We start from the raw sequence: 21,747 nt of genomic DNA, 5'->3' as shown, positions 1-21,747 counted from the left end.
TCGCCTCAGAACGGGGCGATTATCATTGACAATCGGAATTCAGATCAAGTCGACAACCCGTGCTGTATTCATGGCTCCATACGCGACTTTCGCCAGTTGCGAGCTTATACTCCTCACCCATGGTACGAACACGCTATCTCTACGGTGTGGCTCTGGTGGCGGCCGTCGGCGGATTCATCTTCGGATACGACCTCTCCATCATCGCCGGCGCCAGCCTCTTCCTGAAGGAAGAGTTCGCCCTGAGTCCGTTCTGGCTGGGATTCGCCGTCAGCAGCGCGGTCATCGGCTGCATCCTCGGTCCCCTCTTCGGAGGCGGCCTCACCGATCGCTGGGGACGGAAGAGGGCCCTCGTCTTTTGCGCGATCCTGTTCGGGATTTCGGCCATCGGGACCGCGCTGCCCCGGAACATGACGGAGTTCTACATCTTCCGGATCGTGGGCGGCGTCGGCGTGGGCCTGGCCTCCATCATTTCCCCCATGTACATCGCCGAGGTGGCTCCGGCCCGGATGCGGGGGCGGCTGGTTCTGGTCAACCAAGTGGCCATCGTGGTCGGTTCGCTGTCCTCCATCATCGTCTCCTACTACCTCTCCCTGATCGGCTCATGGCGCTGGATGTTCGCGTCCGAGATGGTCCCCATCGTGATCCTGCTTATCGGCCTGGCGTTCGTCCCCGAGAGCCCCAGATGGTTCGCCCAGGTGAATCGGAAGGAGGAGGCCCGGGCGGTGCTGACCCGGATCGGCGGAAGCGCATACGCCACTGCGGAGCTGGAGGAGATCGCCCGGTCGCTGAAGGAGAAATTGGGGAGTTTCCGCGATCTGATCAAGCCGGGCATGAGAACGGCCCTCCTCATTGCCTTGACCCTGGCCGTCCTGCAACAGTTGAGTGGGACCAGTCCGTTGCTGTTCCACACTCCGCTCATCTTTCAGCGGGCGGGCTTCGAGAACATCTCCGACGCCATCCTGCAATCCATCATCGTCAACGTCTGGAACCTGACCTGGACCTGCATCGGACTCTGGGCCGTCGATCGTTACGGCAGGCGCCCGCTGTTGATGACGGGGACCATCGCCATGGCGGTCGGGTTCCTGCTCATGGGCATCTTCTTCTACTACGACATGGCCGGGATTTTTCTCCTGCTCACCATGTTCCTGGTGGTGGGAGGCTACGTCATCAGCCTGGCGCCTCTGGCCTGGTTGATCATGTCCGAGATCTTTCCCACGCACCTGCGGGCGAAGGCCATGCAGGTGGCGGCGCTGGGCCTCTGGGTGTCGGCGTATCTCGGCGCCCAGGTGTTGCCCCCCATGATGTCCTACTTCAAGGAGGACCTGGGGACCGAGGCGTACGCGTTCTGGATCTTCATGGCGGTCTGTATCTTCGCCGTCATTTTCGGATGGAAGATGGTGCCCGAGACCAAGGGCCGGTCCCTGGAAGAGATCGGCCGTTCGTGGACCCGGAACGTGAAGTAACGCCTCACCGCGATCATTCCGAACCTCCCGGAGCCTTGAACATGTTCTTCAACCAGGAGCGGGCCAGGAGCTTCATGCGGGAGTGCGGCCTCGACGCCCTGATCGCCGCGTCCCATCTGAACATCACTTATTTCACCGGCTACTTTTGCTGGCTCGATCCCACCATTCGGGGGTACATGCTGCAACCGGGAGCCCCGTCCAGCCTGGCGCTGCCCGGCTACGCGGTCTTTCCACTGGAAGGGGAACCGGCTCTGGTGCTCAATCCTCTCTTCGCCGTCAACGGCGCGGACCTCTGGGTCCGCGACCTCCAAGTCTTCGGCGCCTCCGGCGTGGACGACACGCTCACCTCGGGCGATTTGCCGGACAACTATCGCAGGATCCACGACCTGCTGCTGGAGCCGCCGCGGGCGTCCAGTTCCCTGGAGGCGCTGTTGCACATCCTGGAAGCAAGAGGCCTGACCGGTGGGCGCGTCGGTGTTGAAATGGAAGCCCTGACTGCGGACCGCAAGGAGGAGCTGGCCCGGGCTCTTCCCGGAGCCGCTCTGCTCGACGCGTCAAACCTGATCCGGCTGATTCGGATGGTCAAGAACGACTATGAGGTCGGTCTTCTGACCCGCTCGGCAGAGATCAACGAGGAGGCAGGGTTTCAGGTTCTGTCGGAGACGAGGCCGGGCACGACCCTGGGAGAGATGAATGACCGTTACCGGGTCCTGGCGGCCCGGGAGGGGGCCGACTTCGACCACTTCTGCATCGGCCTCGGCGGGCTGGGCATGGCCACCGAGCCGGACTACGCACTGGGCGAGGACGACGTCATGATGGTGGACTTCGGTTGCATCTACCGGCGTTGCTTCTCGGACACGGGGACCACGTTCGCTCTCAAGGAGTTGTCCGATCCGCTGATGCGCCGGTTCGAAGCAGTGCGTGAATGCGTTGCCGCGGGGGTTGGTGCAATGAAGCCGGGCGTCCGCTGCTCGGCCGTCACGGCGGCTATGTTCCGGATCCTGGAAGAGCTGGAATTGACCGCGTCCTATCCCCACGGCCACGGGGTCGGTCTGGACGTCCGGGACTATCCCACCGTCGTGGCCGACAACGGGTTGCGGGTGAACGACGACTGCGTCGACGTGGCCTCGGACATGCCCTTGGAAGAGAATATGGTCCTGAACCTGGAGGCCTCCATGTTCCTTCCGGGCGTCGGTTCGCTCCAGATGGAGCGCTCCCTGGTGATCACGCCTGGCGGGTGCCGCGACCTGGTGCCTCAGGATCGATCACGGCCGTACATACCCTGCTGAGGGCCGTGACTGATCCGCGGCAACAACAGGGTGGCTGAACCCCTCGACCCCCGCACGGCCGGCGAGATCCGCAAGCGAAGCCGGAGCTTCTTCGAAGCCGAGCTGGATCGTTACCGGGACGTTTCTCCGCCGTCCATCCAGGATGACGATCAGACCCGGCGACTGCTCCAATCGTTGCCTGCGCCGCCGGATTCGAAACTGGTCGACATCGGGTGCGGTACCGGGATCGTCGCGTCGCACATGAAGCGGCTCTTCCCGAAAGCCGCGGTGTGGGGACTTGACATCTCTCCCAAGGTCATCGCCAGGGCCAGGGAATTGGACCGGACCGGGAGCATCGGATTCGCCGTGGCGACGGAGTCGGAACTCCCATTTACCGATTCCGTATTCGACTCTGCCGTGTGCCGATTCTCGCTCCACCACTATCCCGATCTGGCGGCCCATTTTCGGGAAGTCAGGAGAATTCTCAAGAGGAAGGGGATCTATCTGATCGTCGAGGTCCTACCCGAAGCCGGGCGGTTTCAAACTATGCTCAACGACGTGTTCGCCGCCGCGGAGCGGGAATCGGCCGGACACGTGGCCTACTATTCGCTGGAGGACTTCAGGGATCTGCTTGCGCCCGCGAAGCTGACGCTACGGTCGGTCCAGCCCATTCCGCTCCAATTGAAGATCGCCAAATACCTGAACCATTGCGAGGAGATCCGGAAGACGCCGCCGTCCTTTCAGAAACGGATCTCGTTTGAGGAAGGGGATGACTGGTTTTCGGTCCGGCTGCCGGCTGCCGGACTGTTTGCCGAAGCGGAATAAGCAAGGCGCCACGCCTGTCATTCGGCGACCACAACCGGCAGGGGCTGTCGGCCCGGAGGCCGTTACTGGTCGATCCGGTACAGCGGCTCCAGTCCCGCGGCGATCCGGTCCAGGTTCTCGGCGGCGCACGCCGCCCGCTTGCGCGCGGTGCCGTCGGTGACCCCGGCGATGTGAGGCGTCGTCACGGCGTTCGGCAATCGGAAAATGGCATCGGACAGATCAGGCGGTTCCTGGCTGAAAACGTCGATTCCGGCGCCGCCGATCCAGCCTTCCACCAGGGCCTGCTCCAGGGCCGCCTCGTCCACCAGCTCTCCGCGGGAGACGTTGACCAGGAAAGCGGACGACTTCATCAGCTTCAGCCGGCGCTCGTTGATGATGTGGCGGGTCTCCCGGTTGAGATGCAGATGCAGGGAGACGACGTCCGATTGGGCGATGACGTCGTCCATGTCGGACGGCTTCCCGGCGAACTCCAGTCCCAGCTCGCTCACCTCATCGGGTCCGACGTCGCGGATGTCGATGGCGAGAGTCTTCATCCCGAAACCCGGGGCGCGCTTCGCCAACTCGATACCGCTGGCCCCCAAGCCGAGAATGCCCAGCTTCCAACCCTCCATTTCGGCGCCCATCGGCCTGTAGAGTTTGCCGCTGTCGAGGACCTCCTTCGAATCGTGGTACCTGCGGGCCAGCATCAGGATGAACATCATGGCGCAGTCGGCCAGGGCCACGGCGCTGAAGGCTCCCGGGCAATTGGAGGTCGGCATTCCCTTCGACTTCCAGTATTCCAGGTCGAAGTGGTCGAACCCCGTTCCAAGGATCTGCCAATGCTGGACCTTGCCCGCCGCCGCCAGGTCGACCATCTCCCGGGTTCCCACCGATCCGCCATGATCGATGACGGCGTCGATGCCTTCGAACTGCGGGGCCAGGGGCTGATCGTAGTCGGCAATGCGCAGGTCGTGATTCTTCGTCACGGCGTCGACGAGCTCGGACCCCCAGCGCTCGAACAAACCGGGTAAGGGGAGAAACAGCACCTTCAGTCTTTGGCTCATGGGCGCATCATAGCATGAGACGCGGTCCGTTTCGGTTGACGCTTCCGAGATTCAGCGGGTATGTTTTTCCTCATGAAGACGACCCTCAACATCGATGATACGGTGATGCAGCGCCTGCGGGAAGAAGCGGCCCGGCGCGGCACCACCATGTCTGCTCTCGTTGAGGCGGGACTCCTCCGTGTCTTGGGGGGGAGTACGCGAATCGACGATGGACCGGAACCCCTGGTACCGTTGCCCACCTGGAAAAGCGGCGGGCTCCGGGTCGGCATCGCCGACCGCGAAGCGCTCTACCAAAAGATGGATGAGGCGTGAGTGCTGGTCTTCGATACACCTCCCTTCGTTGGCGCGGGCTCCTCGCGGCCCTTTTCCTGCTAGCGGCCCTGTCACCTCTGGCCGGATCGGACTCCGGCACGGTCCTCTTCAGCGACCAGGCTCAGGCGGCCGGAATCGATTTCGTCCACTTCAACGGGATGTCGGGAGAGAAGTACTACTGCGAGATGGTGGGGTCCGGCGGCGCCCTGTTCGATTACGACAACGACGGCGATCTGGACCTCTATATCGTCCAGGGCAACATGCTGGGGCCGGGAAAGGCCCTCAAGGACGCCCTCTTTCCACCGCGGGTCCCGTTGCCGCTGAGAGACCGCCTGTATCGAAACGACCTGGAGATCCGTGCGGACGGGAGCCGGAACCTGCGCTTCACCGACGTCACGCAACAGAGCGGCATCGAGTCCGCCGGATACGGCATGGGAGCGGCGGCGGCCGACGTCGACAACGACGGCTGGATCGATCTCTTCGTGACCAACTTCGGGAGGAATCAACTCTTTCGCAACAACGGGGACGGCAGCTTCCGCGAGGCCGCGCTGCCGGAAAAGGCCGCGACCCGTTGGAGCGTCAGCGCGGCGTTCCTGGACTACGACCGCGACGGTTGGCTCGATCTCTTCGTCGGCAACTACGTCGACTTCAGCTTCTCTCACACCAAGAACTGTTTCGGTTCGACCGGGCGCGTCGACTACTGCGGGCCAACCAGCTATGAGCCGGTCCCGGACCAGTTGTTCCGCAACCGGGGAGACGGGAGCTTTGAGGACGCATCGGCCGCGTCCCAGATCGCCCGTCAATACAACGGTTCCCTGGGCGTGGTCACGGCCGACTTCAACCTGGACGGTTGGATCGACCTCTACGTGGCCAACGACCAGCGCCCCAACCATCTCTGGATGAACCAGGGAAACGGAACCTTCAGAAACGAAGCGTTGCTGGCCGGTTGCGCCTTCAACAAGGACGGGAAGGCGGAGTCGAGCATGGGCGTGGATGCGGCGGACTTCGACAACGACGGCGACGAAGACCTGTTCATGACGCACCTTCTGAACGAGACCAACACCCTCTACCGGAACGACGGCACCGGCTGGTTCGAGGACCAGTCCTCGGGCACCCGGCTCGCGCCCCCCAGCGTCCCCTTCACTGGGTTCGGAACGGCCTTCCTGGACTACGACAACGACGGGTGGCTGGACGTCCTGGCTCTGAACGGCCATGTCTCCACCTTGGAAGCCCTGGCCAAGGACAATGACCCGTACCCGCTTCATCAACCCAATCAACTCTTCCGCAACGTGGACGGAGAGACGTTCGAGGACGTGACCGGCGGGGCCGGGCCGGTGTTTGAGCTGTCGGAGGTGAGCCGTGGCGGCGCCTTCGGGGATGTGGACAACGACGGCGACACGGACGTCCTGGTGGCCAACAACAACGGGCGCGCGCGGCTGTTGATCAACCAGACGGGACAGCAGCGGCATTGGCTGGGACTGCGGCTGATGGACCGGCGGCTCAAGAGGGACCTGCTGGGGACTCGAGTCGGCGTGTTCCTCGCCGGAGGCCGGACGTTGTGGCGGCGCGTCCGGACCGATGGGAGCTACGCCTCTTCCAACGATCCCAGGCTGCTCTTCGGACTCGGAAACGAGACGCGGGTGTTGAAGGTCCGCGCCGAATGGACGGACGGCACAAAGGAGGAGTGGGACAGCCTGCCGGTAAACCAATATACGGTTCTCTATCGGGGTAGCGGAACGGCGGTGACGAAACCATGAACCGGCGAAGGGGGCAACGCCGAGCCTGGGGTGACCGGCGGACGCTCGTTGCCGTCGCGGGTCTTCTGATTCCGTGCCTGTACTTCATGTCAGGTGTCGTGAGTTCCGCCTCCGGCGTCTTTACCGACGAAACTCATGCGGTCGGGATCGATTTCGTTCACTTCAACGGGATGTCGGGGGAGAAATACTTCTGTGAGGTGGTGGGATCGGGCGGCGCCCTGTTCGACTACGACAACGACGGAGACCTGGACCTCTATATCGTCCAGGGCAACATGCTGGGGCCGGAAAAAGCTCTGCAGGACGCCCTCTTTCCGCCGCAGGTTCCCCTGCCCCCGAGAGACCGCCTGTATCGAAACGACCTGGAGGTCCGTGCGGACGGGAGCCGCGTGCTGCGCTTTACCGACGTTACGGGGCAGAGCGGGATCGAGGCCACCGGGTACGGCATGGGGGCGGCCGTGGCCGACGTCGACAACGATGGCTGGATCGACCTCTATGTCACCAACTTCGGGCGGAACCAACTGTTTCTGAATAACGGGGACGGCAGCTTCCGCGAGGCGGTGCTGCCCGAAGAGGCCGCGCCCCGTTGGAGCGTCAGCGCGGCGTTCCTGGACTACGACCGCGACGGTTGGCTCGATCTGTTCGTGGGCAACTACGTCAATTTCAGCTTCTCCTACACCAAGGACTGTTTCGGGATCACGGGGCGCGTCGACTACTGCGGGCCCCTCAGTTACGAGCCGGTCCCGGACCAGTTGTTTCGCAACCGGGGCGACGGGACTTTCGAAGACGTGTCGGCCCCATCCCAGATCGCCCGGCAATACAATGGTTCCCTGGGCGTGGTCACGGCCGATTTCAACCAGGACGGCTGGATCGACCTCTACGTGGCCAACGACCAGCGGCCCAATCATCTTTGGATGAATCAGAAGGACGGGACCTTCAGCAACGAGGCCTTGCTGGCCGGCTGCGCCTTCAACAAGGATGGGAAGGCGGAGTCGAGCATGGGGGTCGACGCGGCGGACTTCGACAACGACGGTGACGAAGATCTGTTCATGACGCACCTCCTGAACGAGACCAACACCCTCTACCGGAACGACGGGAGCGGCTGGTTCGAGGACGAGTCCTCGGGAACCCGTCTCGCTCCCCCCAGTGTCCCCTACACCGGATTCGGCACGGCCTTTCTGGATTATGACAACGATGGCTGGCTGGACGTTCTTGCAGTGAACGGACACGTCGACACGCTTGACGTCCTGGCCAAGCAAAACGATCCTTATCCGCTTCATCAGCCCAATCAACTCTTCCGCAATTTGGAGGGGAGACGGTTCGAGGACGTGACGGGTGGAGCCGGCCCTGTTTTCGAGCTTTCGGAGGTAAGCCGGGGTGGAGCCTTCGGGGACGTGGACAACGACGGCGACACGGATGTGGTGGTGATCAACAACAACGGTCCCGTGCGGCTGTTGATCAACCGCATGGGCCAGCAGCGCCGCTGGCTGGGGCTGCGGTTGATGGACCGGCGGCTCAAGAGGGACCTGCTGGGGACTCGAGTCGGTGTTTTCCTCCCCGGAGGACAGACCTTGTGGCGGCGCGTCCGGACCGACGGGAGTTACGCCTCCGCCAACGATTCCAGGCTGCTCTTCGGACTTGGAGACGAGACGCGGGTGTTGAAGGTCCGCGCCGAATGGACGGACGGAATGGTGGAAGAGTGGAGCGCCCTGTCCGTCGACCAATACGCGATTCTCTATCGGGGTAGTGGTACAACGGTGGCGGGCCGATGAACTGGCAGAGGGGAGAACGGCGAAACCAGAGCACGAGCGCCGTTGGCCTTGCTCTGAGCCTGGGCTTCGCGGTCTCTGTCGGGGTCCCGGCCCCGGCGGAAGACCTTCCTCCCGTGGCGGATCTGGCCCCGCTGAGGGATGAATTCGACGCCACGGCGTGGGAGCAGATCGAGGCGGCCGTGAACCGGCTGCGCTCGGAGCCCAAGTCCGCGGAGGCCAATGGCAGACTGGGCATGATCCTCCATGCCCATGAACGCTACAAGCCTGCGGAGCCGCTCTATCACCGGTCACACCTGCTGGACCCGGGCCACTACCCCTGGGCCTACTACCTGGGAGTCGTCCGCGTCCCGCTGGGAAAGCTGAACGAAGCGGCGTCCGCGTTCCGCCGGGCCGTGGCGCTCAAACCGAACGACGTTCCGGCCCGCCTGGCGCTGGCGGACGTCCTCCGGCAGCTGGGACAGCCGGATGCGAGCCGCGAGGCGTACCAACGGATCATCCGGGACCACCCCGGCTCGGCCGTGGCTCACTATGGCCTGGGTCGGGTCCACGCCGGGGAAGGCGATCTGCCGCGAGCGGTCGAACAGTTCCGAAAGGCGTGCGACCTGTTCCCGGAATATGGCGCCAGCCACTACGCACTGGGTCTGGCTTATCGGGATCTGGGCGAAGGCGCCAAGATGCGGGAGCATCTCGTCCGGTTCCGGCAACACTCGACCGGGGAGCCGCCCCGCCGGGACCCGTTGCTGGACGCGATCCAGTCACTCGCCTCCGGAGCCACCCGGTATTTGGAGCAGGGGATCGCCCTTCGCGACCAGGGAGATTTCCGAGGCGCGGAAACGGCTTTTCTGAAGGCGCTGGAGATCGACCCGGATCACTCGGTGGTCCACGGGAATCTCTCCTCCCTGTACGTGGTGCTGCGTGACCCGGTCAAGGTGGAGGAACACTACCGCAAGGCGGTGGCCATCGACCCGGGCATGTACAAGACTCACTACAACTTCGGCATGTTCCTGGGCATGTCCGGCCGTATGGGGGAGGCTGAGGAGGCGCTGAGAAAGGCTCTGGAGATCAATCCCTACCACGCCCTGAGCCACAACAACCTGGGGTATATCATGGCGCAGAAGGGCCAGGCCGACGAAGCGGCGCGGCATTTCCGTCTGGCCATCCAGTACGAGCCCAATTTCCATCTCCCCCACTTCAACCTGGCCCGCCTGCTCATGAGCCAGGGGAAGCCCGCCGAAGCGGTCCGGCACCTGGAGAAGACGCTGGAACCCGAAAACGAGGGCACGCCCGTATATCTGCACACCTTGGCCCTGGTGCGGATCGAGTTGAAACAGTTTCAGAAAGCCAAGGAGGCCGCGCTGAAGGCGAAACAAATGGCCGCTGCGTCCAACCAGCAGTCCCTGTTGCGGGAAATCGAGGCACTCCTGACCCGGCTGGAGGCGATGAGTGCTTTCGGCACCGAGTAGGATGAGAGACTCCATGGGCCGTTTGCCGCGGGCATGCGTGCTGACTTTGGCCGTAGTCTTGGCCGGCGGACGACTGGAGGCAGAAGGGGACCCCGCATTCCGGGAAGCAGCCCGAGAATTGGGTCTGGACTTCCATCATTTCATCGGAGCTACCGGAGAGTTCCATCTGCCCGAGATCATGGGCTCCGGGGTCGGACTGCTGGACTACGACGGCGACGGCGACCTGGACGTCTACCTGATCCAGGGAGCAATGCTGGACCCGGCCAAGGCCCTCTCCCAATCCATGTTTCCGTTCCCAGGACCCGCCCCGCCGCGCAACCGCCTCTTCCGCAATCAGTTGAAGGAAACGGGCCGGCTCGGGTTCGTCGATGCCACCGCCGGCTCCGGCGTGGGCCACGAGGGGTACGGGATGGGTCTGGCCGTCGGGGACTACGACGGCGACGGCGATCTGGACCTTTACCTGACCAATTTCGGACCCAACGTGTTGTATCGGAACCGAGGCGACGGGACTTTTCGGGATGTGACGCAAGACGCCGGCGTGGACGATCCCAGGTTCAGCACCAGCGCCTCTTTTCTGGACTACGACGGGGACGGCCGTCTGGACCTCTACGTCGCCAACTACGTCTCCTTTACCGTCCGGGGAAACAAAGTCTGCGGCGAGCCCCGCCGGGACTACTGTTCGCCCAGCGTCTACGAGCCGGTGCCGGACCGGCTGTTTCGGAACCTGGGGGGTGGCAGGTTCGAAGACGTCAGCGAGGAGGCCGGGCTGGGCGCCGCCTTCGGGGCCGGGTTGGGCGTCATTGCGGTGGACGCCAACCGGGACCGCAGGTTGGATATCTACGTCGCCAATGACGGGACACCCAATCAACTGTGGATCAACGGCGGCGAGGAGGGCTTTGAGGATTTCGGGCTGATGTCCGGCGTGGCCTACAACGCCGACGGCGTGGCGGAGGCGGGGATGGGGGTGACGGCCGCCGATTTTGACGGCGACGGCGACGAGGACCTCTTCGTCACCCACAACCAGCGAGAGACGAATACCCTCTACCTGAGCGATCTGGCCACGGGGTTCACCGACGCCACTTCCCGGTTCGCGCTGGCCCAGGCAAGTGTCCCCTACACTGGTTTCGGCACCCTCTGGTTCGACTACGATCACGACGGCTGGCTGGACCTGTTCGTGGCCAACGGGGCGGTGACCGTGGATGAGAACCAGCCCTCCGATTCGGTCTATCCCTACGCCCAGAAGAACCAGCTCTTTCGGAACCACGGCGGGGGCGCGTACCGGGAAGTGTTCGCCTCGGCCGGGGGACCGGGACTGGATCTGGTCGAAGTGAGCCGTGGAGCGGCCTTCGGGGACCTGGACGACGATGGCGACGTGGATGTCGTGGTCTCCAACAACAACGGACCGGCGCGTCTCCTGCTCAACCAGGCGTCATCGAGCCGGCGCTGGCTCGGCGTGCGCCTGGAAGGCGAGAATGCCCCCTACGCCGGGATCGAACAGGCGGGAGTTGCCGTGCTGCGGGAGGGAGTCCGGCCCCTCCTGCGCCGCTGCCGAACCGACGGCAGCTATCTCAGCGCCCATGACGGACGGATCCTTTTCGGTCTCGGCACGGCTGTGGAAGTGAAGGGTGTGGCCGTCGAGTGGCCGGACGGCCGATGCGAGGTCTGGCCTGGCGGAGAGTCCAACCGCTATATCACGGTACGCCGTAGTTCAGGACAGCCTTGCGGTTCCGAGTGATGGGCCGAGTCACAGGCCTGTGCCGTCTAACGAGAAAGAGTGTTGGCAGTATACTGGGACGCATGATCCGGTAGTCGGAAGCGACGAATCATGGCGACAGCGAATCTGGACGGAAAGGCGATTCCAGGGCCGTTCTTCTTGGTCCCGCGGCGGGTCTGGTTGACTACGGGGATCCTGGCTCTGGCCCTTTTCGGGGGGAACCGGGAAGCCGCCGGGCAGGAGGACGGCTCCCGGGCGGCGGTGCAAGTGTTGCCGATTCCGGACACGGTGCTGGCGCCCGAATGGATGGAAATCCGAGGGGAACTGCAGATTGAAGGCAAGGACACCCTCGGTGTATTTCACGATTTTCGGTTCTCGGACCGCGTCGAAGAGAGTGGAATCGAGTTCCTTCACCGGATCGTGGATGATTCCGGGAAGCACTGGAAACCGGTGCACTACGACCACGGGAACGGAATTTCCGCCGCGGACGTGGACGGAGACGGGCTTGAGGACATCTATTTTCTCAACCAGGTCGGAGCCAATCAGCTCTGGAAGAACCTGGGCCGCGGCCGGTTCCGCGACCTGACCGAAGTGGCTGGAGTCGGCGTGCCCGACAGGATCAGTGTGGCGGCCTCCTTCGCCGACGTGGACAACGACGGCGATGCCGACCTCTTTGTCACCACCGTGCGCCAGGGGAACGTCCTGTTCGAAAACAGGGGCAAGGGCCGGTTCCGGGACGTGACCGGGGAATCGGGCCTCGCCTATACGGGGCACTCATCCGGAAGCGTGTTCTTCGACTACGATCGAGACGGCCTCCTGGACCTGCTCGTGACCAATGTGGGCGTTTACACGACCGAGCAGGTCGGCAGGGGAGGTTACTACGTCGGGGTGGACGATGCCTTCGGGGGCCACCTGAGGCCGGAGCGTACGGAGAAGAGCCTGCTCTACAGGAACCTGGGCGATTGCCGGTTCGAGGAGGTGTCCGGGAAAATGGGACTTGTCGATGAAGGTTGGAGCGGCGACGCCAATCCCATCGACGTCAACCGCGACGGTTGGCCTGACCTCTACGTCCTGAACATGCAGGGCAACGATGAGTACTACGAAAACGTGGAGGGCCGGAAGTTCGTCAAGAAGAGCCGCGAGTTGTTTCCCAAAACCCCTTGGGGATCGATGGGGATCCAGGTCTTCGATTTCGACAACGACGGGCGCATGGACATCTTTCTCACCGATATGCATTCGGACATGAGCGAAGGCATCCCTCCCCTCTTCGAGAAGCTCAAGTCGAACATGCAATGGACTCCGTCGCGCCTGGGCATTCCGCGGGAGCAGAGCATCTACGGGAATGCGTTCTATCTCAACCAGGGTCAAGGGCGATTCCGGGAAATCTCCGATCAGGTCGGCGCGGAGAACTACTGGCCCTGGGGCCTCAGCGCCGGAGATCTGAATGCCGACGGCTACATCGACGCCTTCATCGCGTCGAGCATGAACTATCCATTCCGATACGGGGTCAATTCGGTCCTGCTCAATGACGGGGGAAAGACCTTTCGGGACAGCGAATTCATCCTGGGAGTAGAGCCCAGGCGCGGAAACCGTACGGCCCGGCCCTGGTTCGAACTCGACTGTGACGGCGAGGACAAAACGCATTCAAGTTGCCGGCAACGGAGCGGGCGATTCGTGGTCTGGGCCGCCTTGGGGTCCCGCTCATCGGTGATATTCGACTTGGATGGCGACGGCGATCAGGACATCGTCACCAACGAGTTCAACTCCGAACCGATGGTGCTGGTCAGCGATCTGGCCGAGAAAAAGCCGATCAGCTATCTGAAGGTCAAGCTGCAGGGTGAGCGAAGCAACCGGGACGGTCTGGGCGCACGGGTGACGCTGCAGACCGGCACCCGAAGTTATACTCGGGTCCACGATGGCAAATCGGGTTACCTCTCACAGAGCCGGCTGCCCCTGTACTTCGGACTGGGGAATTCGAATACCGTGGACCGGATCGAGGTGATCTGGCCCTCCGGGGAACGCCAAGTTGTTTCGGGTCCCATCCCGACCAACCAACAATTGGAAATCAGGGAACCGGACGCGACAAGCGCCGGTTCCGAATGAGGTGAAACCATGAGCAAGGAAACCGTGAGCAAGAGAGTGTCTCGATGGTGGGTGGGTGTTCTGGGAGCGGCGGCTTTGGCCATTGCCGGTCCGGGCTGTGGTGGTTCGCCCCCAGGGGAGCCGGCAGCTGAGGAGCCGGCAGCCGAGGAGACCACGGCTCCCAGCCTGGTGACGCAGGCGGAGCACGAAGCCACCAAGGCCAAGTTGACGGTGCAGTTCAGCGACGATTTCAACCAGGCTTATGGTCCTCCGGACCAATTCGACCTGAAGCGGTGGACCCGCATGCCGACGGCCCGGGCGCGAATCCGGGACGGACATTGGCTGCTCGAGGTTGAGCGCGCGCCCCCGCCCGGTCCCGGCGAAGCCGTCCTGGGCGGTTTCGGCACCACCGGGAAGTACTTCAATCCCGGATTGGCCGGCACCAACGGCGCGGAGGTGACCGTCGGCGTGTTCAGCCACGAGGACTACCCCGAGGAAATGGACGAGAAGGGACAACTGGTCCAGGCGTGGAGCATCACGCTGGGCAGTTGGCACGGTTTCGTGGGTGGCCAGGAGGAGGAGGATCGGGGGGTGCAGCTCCATTTCGACCTGTTGCGGGACGACGGGCTCTTCGTCTACCTGGTGCGCGGTCTCAGGCCCGATGACTTCGAGAAGTATCCGAGGGACAAGTTCGGGACCGAAGAAGCCAAGACCATGACCCCCCAGGAGCTCAGGGTCGCCCATGAGGCGGCCATCGCAACGGGTGGTCCCTACGTGACCGTTCCCTGCATGGCGCTCGCCACCCGGGTTTATCGGGACCCGGCAGAGATCGCCGACTTGCTGGAGCGGCCCCGGCGCTGGGGGGTCTACCTGACCGACGACGCCAACACCGTCTACTGGACCCTGGACGACCAGGTGATGGACGTCCTGGACATCACCGGTTACTTCAGTTCCTCACCCAAGTCGGTGGAGGACGGCGCCCTCATCTCCATCATGGGAGTCGCCACGCACCAGCTCAACGTCTGGAAGATGGACGATCTGGCGTTTCTCGCGTCTCCCTGACGGAAGGTTCTCCTCCATTCGGGACTCGTTTCGGTTCCATCCGAAGGAGGAGGAGAGCGTGGGCCAACTGAGGTCCCCCAGTCCTGGACAGGCATGATCACCTCCGTTTTTGCGATTCAATTCATGGCGTTGACATTCCTCCTGGCGTCTCTCCTGGTGGCGCCGCCGCTCGCGGCACAGGACTGGCCCGAGTTTCGCGGACCGACCGCCCAGGGACACTCGGACGCCGTCGGGCTGCCCCTGACCTGGAGCGAAGCCGGGAACGTCGCCTGGAAAGTCCCCATTCCCGGGCAGGGTTGGTCCTCGCCCGTCATGCGCGACGGCAAGATCTGGCTGACCACCGGGATTTCCCAGGAGGACTCACCGCAGGCGCGCCACTCGCTTCGCGCCCTGGGGCTGGACTTCGATTCGGGCCGTCTCCTGCACGACGTCGAGGTCATCGCGCTGGAAGGTTCCCCCTCGCTGCACACCAAGAACTCGTCGGCGTCTCCGACGCCGATCCTGGAAGCGGACCGGGTCTACGTCCACTTCGGCGACTTCGGCACGGCGGCCCTCGACGCCCGGGGCAAGATTCTCTGGAAGACCCGGAACCTGCGCTACGTGGAGCAGTACGGACCCGCGTCGACACCGGCCATCGCGGATGACCTGCTGCTGATCAGTTGCGACGGCACCGATACCCAGTTCGTCGCGGCGTTGGACAAGAACGACGGCACGGTGCGGTGGAAGACCTTGCGCGAGGACGGCGACATGGCCTATTCGACGCCTCTGGTCATCGACGCCGCCGGTATGCGTCAGGTCATCAGCACCGGTGGCAACGTGGCCGCCTCCTACGAAATGACGACCGGAAAGATGCTCTGGTGGATCCGGTACATCGGTTTCTCCCAGGTTCCCCGGCCCCTCTTCGTCCACGGTCTGGTCTACCTGGTCAATCCCGCGCTGGGCAGGCCCGAGTTGTATGCCGTTCGGCCCGACGGCCGTGGAGACGTCACCAAATCGCACGTGGTCTGGAAGTGGCAGCGCGGGGTTCCCATCACGCCCTCTCCTCTGATCGTCGGGGATGAAATCTATTTCGTCAGCGACGGAGGAGTCCTCACCTGCCTGGATGCCAGGGAAGGGACTCTGCACTGGCGGGAACGGCTGGGAGGCAACTACTCCGCCTCTCCCGCCTTTGCCGACGGCAAGATCTTCCTTCTGGACGAAGACGGGAAGACGACGGTCATTCGGCCCGGGCAGCGTTTCGACAAGTTGGCCGAAAACCAATTGGACGGACGAACCCTGGCCTCCATGGCCATCGCCGGCCGATCGCTCCTGATTCGCAGCGACACTCACCTGTATCGGATCGAGAAACCCTCCAACCGATAGGAGGCGGTTTTCCTGCCGCCCACTGGAGGGGGGACTGTTAGTCCCCCCGTCTTCGGCGTCGCTATACGATCGGTCATTGGCCGGTGGAGGAGATTCCTAGTAACTTGGTTGAAACTCCGAAGAAGTCAAACCAAACGGAGATCACCCCATCCCAAAAGGAGCGCAGGAAAAATGAACAAGCTCACAAGGCGTGGATTCGTAGGGGCCTCCCTGGCAGGAACAGCACTCCCGACGACTGTCTGGACCCAGAGGAGCAACCCGGTTCCGGAGGACTACCGTCCGGTCACGCTTCGGCCGGAGATCCGGAAGGTGGTCGACGATTGCCGGCATTTGGCTCTGGAGGAGTTGAAGCCCACCCGGAGCCAACTGGAACGGGGTTTCGAACTGCATTACAGCAGCTACGTCGCCGACGTCTGCGGCTGTCTCTATGTGGCGGATCCTCTCTTTATCTGGAAGGGCGACCGTCTGAATGGTGAACTGGCAAGCTACCGAAACAAGCTGGAGAGGGACGGTCTGGACCCGGAGGATGTCCAACAGAGGGTAGTCAACCGGTGGCGCGACATGAAGGCCTTTGAATCCGCCTTCGACCCCCAATGGCGAGAGGACTACCGGAGCCTGTATCGCCTGGCGGGCATCGACCTGGCGGTGGAGGACGTGGGGCACTTCAGTGAACCCAGCTTCCGCGCCGGCCTCCAGCACACGGCACGGGCCGGGTTCGTCTACGACAAGATCAAGGCCGACGCCGTGCGCGTATCGGGAGTGGACGACCTGGATGCAGCCCGGCAGGACGAAAAGGTCGCCATCCTCCTGCACCTTCATGGCGCCAACTGGTTCGCCATGACTCCCGATCCAATTCAGACCCTGGACCTCTTCTTCGCCCTGGGAGTCCGGGCCTCCCAGTTGACCTATCACGAGCAGAACAGCCTGGCCTCATCCGACGATTTCGATGGTGAGAGAGACCGAGGGCTCAGTTCACTTGGCAAGCGGGTGGTTCGCCGGATGAACGAGTTGGGAATCATGGTCAACCTGGCCCACTGCGGGCACCGCTCGGGGCTTGATGCCATCGAGGCCTCCAGCGAACCGGTCATCAACGCCCACACGGGCTGCCGGGCCATCTACGACCACTACAAGAACGAAGACGACGATTATCTTCGTACGCTGGCCCGGAAGGGGGGCGTCGCGGGGATGTACGCGGGATACCTGTCGCCCGATCCGGACTCCGGTTTTTCCTTCAACGCCTGGTTGCCCCACCTGGAGCACGCCGTCAAGGTGGCGGGTATCGACCACGTGGCCATCCCCTCGGATCTGACCTTCATGCCGGACTACCCACCCCGGCCCATGTCGTGGAGCAACTGGCCCTACTACACGGTGGGACTGGTTTGCCGCGGATTCAGCGATGCCGAAATCCGGAAGCTCATCGGCGGGAACTTCCTGCGCCTCGCCAAACAGGTGCTGGACAAGCGCCCCTGGGGTCCCTTCATCGCCCGAGGCGAAGGATACAACTGGGTGGCCAGATAGCTGTGGTCTTGTATGGAGGGGCGATTTCCAATCGCCCGTACGCCGTGTTTCGGGAGTTTCGAAGAATCGGCGGTTAGGAAACCGCCGCCCCCACACCATCGCGGAAGGTGAACAGAAAAAATGAAGCCGCTTTCAAGACGTGGATTCGTAGGGGCCTCCCTGGCGGGAGCAGCACACCCGACCCATGTCTGGACCCGGAGAAGAAACCCGGTTCCGGAGGACTTCCGTCCCGTCACGCTCCGGCCGGAGATTCGGAAGGTGGTGGACGCCTGCCGGCATGCGGTTCTGGAAGAGTTGAAGCCCACCCGGAGTCAACTGGAACGGGGTTTCGAGCTACATTACGGCAGCTACGTCGCTGACCTCAGCGGTTGTCTCTATGTGGCGGATCCTCTCTTCATCTGGAAGGGCGACCGTCTGAAACGCGAGCTGGAGAGCTACCGAAACAAGCTGGAGCGGTCGGGGCTGGACCGGGACGAGATCCAGCAACGGGTGCTCAACCGGTGGCGGGACATGAAGGCCTTCGAATCGGCCTTCGATCCCCAATGGCGAGAGGACTACCGGAACCGGTATCGCCTGGCCGGTATGGACCTGGCGGTGGAAGATGTGGGGCACTTCTACGAACCCAGCTTCCGCGCCGGCCTCCAGCACACGGCACGGGCCAAGTTCGTTTACGACAAGATCAAGGCCCACGCCCGGCGAGTTTCGGGGGTGGAGGACCTGGATGCAGCCCGGCGGGACGAATAAGTCGCCGTCCTCCTGCACCTCCATGGCGCCAACTGGTTTGCCATGACTCCCGATCCGCTTCAGACCCTGGATCTCTTCTTTGCCCTGGGGGTCCGCGTCTCCCAGTTGACATCTCACGAACAGAACAGCCTGGCCTCCTCGGACGAATTCGAAGGCGAAAGAGATAAGGGCCTCAGCCGGCTCGGCAAGCGGGTGGTTCGCCGGATGAACCAGTTGGGAATGATCATCAACCTGGCCCACTGTGGCCACCGCTCGGGGCTCGATGCCGTCGAGGCCTCCAGCGAACCGCTCTTGAATGCCCGCACGGCCTGCCGGGCGGTCGACGACTACTACAAGAACGAAGACGACGACTATCTTCGCACCTTGGCTCGGCGGGGGTGTGTTGCGGGCATCATGGCCGCAGACTACTCTTCCGATCCGGACGCCAATTTTTCCTTCAATGCCTGGTTCCCCCATCTGGAACACGCCGTTAAGGTGGCCGGCATTGACCACGTGGGCATCCCGTCGAACCTGACCTTGACGCCGAGCGACCCACCCTGGCCCATGTCGTGGAGCAACTGGCCCTTCCTCACGGGGGGTCTGGTTTGCCGCGGACTCAGCGATGCCGAAATCCGAAAGATCGTCGGCGGGAACTTCCTGCGCCTCGCCAAACAGGTGCTGGACAAGCGCCCCTGGGGTCCCTTCATCGCCCGAGGCGAGGGCTACAACTGGGTGGCCAGATAGTCGCAGCCCAGGTCCGGCTCAATCGGCGAAACGAAACGAAAAGAGCCTGCTCCGTTCCATGTGGAACTTCAGCACGATGGAGCGCCCCTTCAAGCCGCTGACGTCGGATCCCTGGTTCCATTTCATGGTATGCCGCAGGCTGTCGCTCTTGACCGGCACCGCGTCTTTCCGGGCGAATCCTTCGATCGGTGTTCCCCCGGGCTCCAGGATCTCGACCGCCACCGACCCCTGGCTGGCATCGGCATTGACGACGAGCCGTTCTCCGGACATCCGGATCGGCTTGGTGGTCAGACTTCCGCTTCCGGCGTCGATCGACACGAAACCGTCCAGGCGGAGTTTTGCCAGGCCCACCTTGCCCCCTTGGACCTCTTCCCGGCGGGTCGCCCAGTGGAGGCCGCTGAACCCGATGTAGTAGATCCAGATCTCATCTTCCACCACGAGCGGGTGCTGCATCACGAAGAGCATGCTGCGGTCGAAGGCATCGGGCCGGGTTCCCAGAGGCAGGAAGACGTTGCGGTCTCCGGCGCGTTCCCAGGTCCGCCCGTCGCGGCTGAACGCCAACTGGATGTCGACCGTGTCGAGCCAATCGGGTCCGGATTGGATCTGTTGTGAGGTTGCGGTCTCCAGTCCGGGCAGCGTGTGGTAGACCGCGATGAAGCCGAAGTACACGTCACCGTACGGCATCCACTCCATGTTGTAGAACTGCTGGTTCCAAGGCGGATCTTCCCGGTCGGCGCTCATGATCACGCCCCGGGGCTCCCATTTGAGGAAGTCGTCGCTCTCGCTCTGGCGAACCTCGCGCCGCAGGAAGCTTCCCTCCACACCGGGCCACAGGTCCTCGCGGAGGTCCCGGCGGACCTTCCAGTCCGGTGGAAGGTAGACGGGATTGACCCGGGTGTGGGCGACGTAGGTGCCCAATCGAGGATCCCACATCACCGAATTGGGACTGTCGGCCATGGGAATCACCGGTTTGTCGGTGGCCCGCTTCCAGTGAATCCCGTCCGCGGAGAAGGCGATTCCGATGCCGTTGCCCGAGGTTCCCAATCCCGGAGAATCGTGCAGGTGGTAGATCATCTTGTAGCGGCGTTCCGGGTTGGTTTCGATCGCATCCTTGAAGACGCCTCCCGCAACCTCGCCCTTTCCGGCGGTGAAGACCAGGTTGTTGTCCTTGGATCCCTGGTGTTCCATCAGCCCCAGGTTGGGCAGCTCCCAGTGGATGCCGTCCTTCGAGGTGGCGTAGGCGAGGAAGACCTTGCTCCAGTCGTAGACGGCCGCGTCGTACCATATCTTTAAGAGCTGCTCTTCGGCGTCGTAGATGACGTTCCCCATGACGACCACCAGATCCTGGCCTCCGACCTTCTGCTCCGGCTCAAGTGCGAGAACCGGGTTTCCCTCGTACTTCACCGGTTGATTCAGCAGGCGGTAAGCTCTTTCCAAGGAGCCGATGACGGAGTCATCGACGAACAGTTGCTTGGTGGTTCCGACATCAACCGCCCCGTCCGAATGCCTGGTCCAACCCAAGCCTGAGAAGAGCGCGGTCAGGACCGCCGTCAGTAGTAGTCTCTTGATCATGATTCCCATATTCCTTTCGTGAACCAGGAGGGGACATCCTTGTCACATATACTCCTCGGAATCGGCGGTTAGGAAACCGCCGCTCCGCTCCGGCACATGATCAGCTCGCCAGTTTTTCCGGCATCGTCTTGCGTTTCCGGATCCGAAGCGGGATCCGGAAGTTGGCATCGGCGTCCGAGTCGGTTCCCGTCTCCCGAGCCAGAAAGAGGGGCACGTCCTCCGCCTGAGGATTGGTTCGATCATGGGCCGTGGGAAAGCTGCGCATGATGATCCGCTGCTCCCGGTTCAGCGTCTCGATCCACCGGGGATCGCATTGCCGCCGGTCTCCCTCCCAGAGCCAGGAGGGGCAGTAACTCACGAACATGTTCTTTCGGATCGTCTCCGAATGGTTGACGTCGACCCGGTGCCAGGTCCCGCAGTGCATCACCGTCATGCTTCCGGCGGGAACCACCAGGGGGACTTCCCCCGGGACGCTCTCGTGGGTGTAGTACTGCTCGAATTCCTGGTTTCGATGACTGCCCGGCATGTAGATGAAGTTGCCCATTCCGGCATGAGGCAGATCCGTGAGCCAGAGGCCGATGCAGAGGCGCAGAGGAAGTTCCGTGGAGAAAACGCCATAGGGCGTGGGCCGAGGCGAGTCCGGGTGCCACATGGACTCGTCCTTGAAGTCCGGGGGCCGGATGAAGATATCCGAGCGGTGGAGCTTCAGGAGCTCGCCGTAGAGATCGTAGCCGTACCCCACGTGGCGCGGGTGATCGATGAGCTCGCGCAGAACCGGATCGGCGGCGACGCAGTGAGGCTGCCGAAAATCCTTTCCGGGAGCATAGTTCGGATCGGTGGCGGCAACCCGGTCGATGGCCTCGATATAGCGTTCCACATCCTTTTGCGGAATGGCGTTTTCGAAGACCAGGATCCCGTTTTCCTGGAATTCATCCCATTGATCCGGGGTGAAGCCGGGTGGAGCCACACGGTAAGAACTCTCTGTCACGCGAGTCTCTCCTTTCAATTGCGGGTATCCTAGTGTGATGTCCCGCAAATACGTGTAGCAAGGCGCTCCACTTTGTCGATGA

17 protein-coding genes are annotated in these 21,747 nt (G+C 63.0%); 14 read left to right on the top strand and 3 right to left on the bottom strand.

Annotated elements, in window-relative coordinates:
- Positions 1-119 precede the first annotated feature (119 nt).
- From OXT71_22580 to OXT71_22570, 3 genes are read left to right on the top strand one after another with little or no spacing between them, the layout of a single operon-like run.
- On the top strand, positions 120-1,463 hold the full coding sequence (locus OXT71_22580) for a sugar porter family MFS transporter (protein MDE2929184.1): 1,344 nt from the start codon (positions 120-122) through the stop codon (positions 1,461-1,463).
- A 41-nt stretch (positions 1,464-1,504) separates the two neighbouring features.
- A complete protein-coding gene (locus OXT71_22575) occupies positions 1,505-2,752 on the top strand; it encodes a Xaa-Pro peptidase family protein (protein MDE2929183.1) in 1,248 nt (415 codons plus the stop codon).
- A gap of 30 nt (positions 2,753-2,782) precedes the next feature.
- Positions 2,783-3,556 (top strand): methyltransferase domain-containing protein, encoded by a 774-nt coding sequence (locus OXT71_22570; protein ID MDE2929182.1) that lies wholly within the window; start codon positions 2,783-2,785, stop codon positions 3,554-3,556.
- A gap of 62 nt (positions 3,557-3,618) precedes the next feature.
- Here the strand turns inward: OXT71_22570 and OXT71_22565 are convergent, their stop codons facing one another.
- Positions 3,619-4,599: a hypothetical protein gene (locus OXT71_22565; GenBank protein MDE2929181.1), complete on the bottom strand. Its 981-nt coding sequence runs from the start codon at positions 4,597-4,599 to the stop codon at positions 3,619-3,621.
- Between the two features lie 72 nt (positions 4,600-4,671).
- On the opposite strand from OXT71_22565, the gene OXT71_22560 reads away from it, so the two are divergent.
- The 11 genes from OXT71_22560 to OXT71_22510 all read left to right on the top strand — a co-directional run bounded on the left by OXT71_22560 (position 4,672) and on the right by OXT71_22510 (position 19,105).
- A complete protein-coding gene (locus tag OXT71_22560; protein MDE2929180.1) occupies positions 4,672-4,911 on the top strand; it encodes a hypothetical protein in 240 nt (79 codons plus the stop codon).
- A complete protein-coding gene (locus OXT71_22555) occupies positions 4,908-6,668 on the top strand; it encodes a CRTAC1 family protein (protein ID MDE2929179.1) in 1,761 nt (586 codons plus the stop codon). Before OXT71_22560 ends, OXT71_22555 begins: the two co-directional genes overlap by 4 nt.
- Complete coding sequence (locus OXT71_22550; GenBank protein MDE2929178.1) at positions 6,665-8,437, top strand: CRTAC1 family protein; 1,773 nt, start codon at positions 6,665-6,667, stop codon at positions 8,435-8,437. The genes OXT71_22555 and OXT71_22550 overlap by 4 nt, the downstream gene beginning before the upstream one ends.
- Positions 8,434-9,900 (top strand): tetratricopeptide repeat protein, encoded by a 1,467-nt coding sequence (locus OXT71_22545; protein ID MDE2929177.1) that lies wholly within the window; start codon positions 8,434-8,436, stop codon positions 9,898-9,900. The genes OXT71_22550 and OXT71_22545 overlap by 4 nt, the downstream gene beginning before the upstream one ends.
- 13 nt (positions 9,901-9,913) lie before the next feature.
- Positions 9,914-11,635, top strand: a complete 1,722-nt coding sequence (locus OXT71_22540) for a CRTAC1 family protein (GenBank protein MDE2929176.1) — start codon at positions 9,914-9,916, stop codon at positions 11,633-11,635.
- Positions 11,636-11,725: 90 nt separating this feature from the next.
- Positions 11,726-13,717 (top strand): CRTAC1 family protein, encoded by a 1,992-nt coding sequence (locus OXT71_22535; GenBank protein ID MDE2929175.1) that lies wholly within the window; start codon positions 11,726-11,728, stop codon positions 13,715-13,717.
- A 9-nt stretch (positions 13,718-13,726) separates the two neighbouring features.
- Positions 13,727-14,758: a hypothetical protein gene (locus OXT71_22530; protein ID MDE2929174.1), complete on the top strand. Its 1,032-nt coding sequence runs from the start codon at positions 13,727-13,729 to the stop codon at positions 14,756-14,758.
- Between the two features lie 123 nt (positions 14,759-14,881).
- A complete protein-coding gene (locus OXT71_22525) occupies positions 14,882-16,120 on the top strand; it encodes a PQQ-binding-like beta-propeller repeat protein (protein MDE2929173.1) in 1,239 nt (412 codons plus the stop codon).
- 171 nt (positions 16,121-16,291) lie between these two features.
- Complete coding sequence (locus OXT71_22520) at positions 16,292-17,638, top strand: membrane dipeptidase (protein MDE2929172.1); 1,347 nt, start codon at positions 16,292-16,294, stop codon at positions 17,636-17,638.
- Positions 17,639-17,758: 120 nt separating this feature from the next.
- Positions 17,759-18,382 (top strand): hypothetical protein, encoded by a 624-nt coding sequence (locus OXT71_22515; protein MDE2929171.1) that lies wholly within the window; start codon positions 17,759-17,761, stop codon positions 18,380-18,382.
- Positions 18,383-18,394: 12 nt separating this feature from the next.
- Complete coding sequence (locus OXT71_22510; protein MDE2929170.1) at positions 18,395-19,105, top strand: membrane dipeptidase; 711 nt, start codon at positions 18,395-18,397, stop codon at positions 19,103-19,105.
- Between the two features lie 18 nt (positions 19,106-19,123).
- Here OXT71_22510 and OXT71_22505 read toward each other — a convergent pair whose 3' ends face one another.
- Together OXT71_22505 and OXT71_22500 are read right to left on the bottom strand one after the other, a co-directional pair.
- Positions 19,124-20,677, bottom strand: coding sequence for a hypothetical protein (locus OXT71_22505; GenBank protein MDE2929169.1), 1,554 nt, complete (start codon positions 20,675-20,677; stop codon positions 19,124-19,126).
- 100 nt (positions 20,678-20,777) lie between these two features.
- A complete protein-coding gene (locus tag OXT71_22500; protein MDE2929168.1) occupies positions 20,778-21,665 on the bottom strand; it encodes a phytanoyl-CoA dioxygenase family protein in 888 nt (295 codons plus the stop codon).
- Positions 21,666-21,747 lie beyond the last annotated feature (82 nt).

Source organism: Acidobacteriota bacterium (assembly GCA_028874215.1).
Lineage (GTDB): Bacteria > Acidobacteriota > UBA6911 > RPQK01 > JAJDTT01 > JAJDTT01.
Note: the sequence above shows the minus strand (reverse complement) of the source record. Positions and strands in the feature narration are given on the sequence as shown.

Coding starts and splice junctions, on each gene's coding strand:
- OXT71_22580 (MDE2929184.1), top strand. CDS start 120: ATGGTACGAACACGCTATCTCTACGGTGTGGCTCTGGTGGCGGCCGTC.
- OXT71_22575 (MDE2929183.1), top strand. CDS start 1,505: ATGTTCTTCAACCAGGAGCGGGCCAGGAGCTTCATGCGGGAGTGCGGC.
- OXT71_22565 (MDE2929181.1), bottom strand. CDS start 4,599: ATGAGCCAAAGACTGAAGGTGCTGTTTCTCCCCTTACCCGGTTTGTTC.
- OXT71_22560 (MDE2929180.1), top strand. CDS start 4,672: ATGAAGACGACCCTCAACATCGATGATACGGTGATGCAGCGCCTGCGG.
- OXT71_22550 (MDE2929178.1), top strand. CDS start 6,665: ATGAACCGGCGAAGGGGGCAACGCCGAGCCTGGGGTGACCGGCGGACG.
- OXT71_22545 (MDE2929177.1), top strand. CDS start 8,434: ATGAACTGGCAGAGGGGAGAACGGCGAAACCAGAGCACGAGCGCCGTT.
- OXT71_22540 (MDE2929176.1), top strand. CDS start 9,914: ATGGGCCGTTTGCCGCGGGCATGCGTGCTGACTTTGGCCGTAGTCTTG.
- OXT71_22535 (MDE2929175.1), top strand. CDS start 11,726: ATGGCGACAGCGAATCTGGACGGAAAGGCGATTCCAGGGCCGTTCTTC.
- OXT71_22530 (MDE2929174.1), top strand. CDS start 13,727: ATGAGCAAGGAAACCGTGAGCAAGAGAGTGTCTCGATGGTGGGTGGGT.
- OXT71_22525 (MDE2929173.1), top strand. CDS start 14,882: ATGGCGTTGACATTCCTCCTGGCGTCTCTCCTGGTGGCGCCGCCGCTC.
- OXT71_22520 (MDE2929172.1), top strand. CDS start 16,292: ATGAACAAGCTCACAAGGCGTGGATTCGTAGGGGCCTCCCTGGCAGGA.
- OXT71_22515 (MDE2929171.1), top strand. CDS start 17,759: ATGAAGCCGCTTTCAAGACGTGGATTCGTAGGGGCCTCCCTGGCGGGA.
- OXT71_22505 (MDE2929169.1), bottom strand. CDS start 20,677: ATGATCAAGAGACTACTACTGACGGCGGTCCTGACCGCGCTCTTCTCA.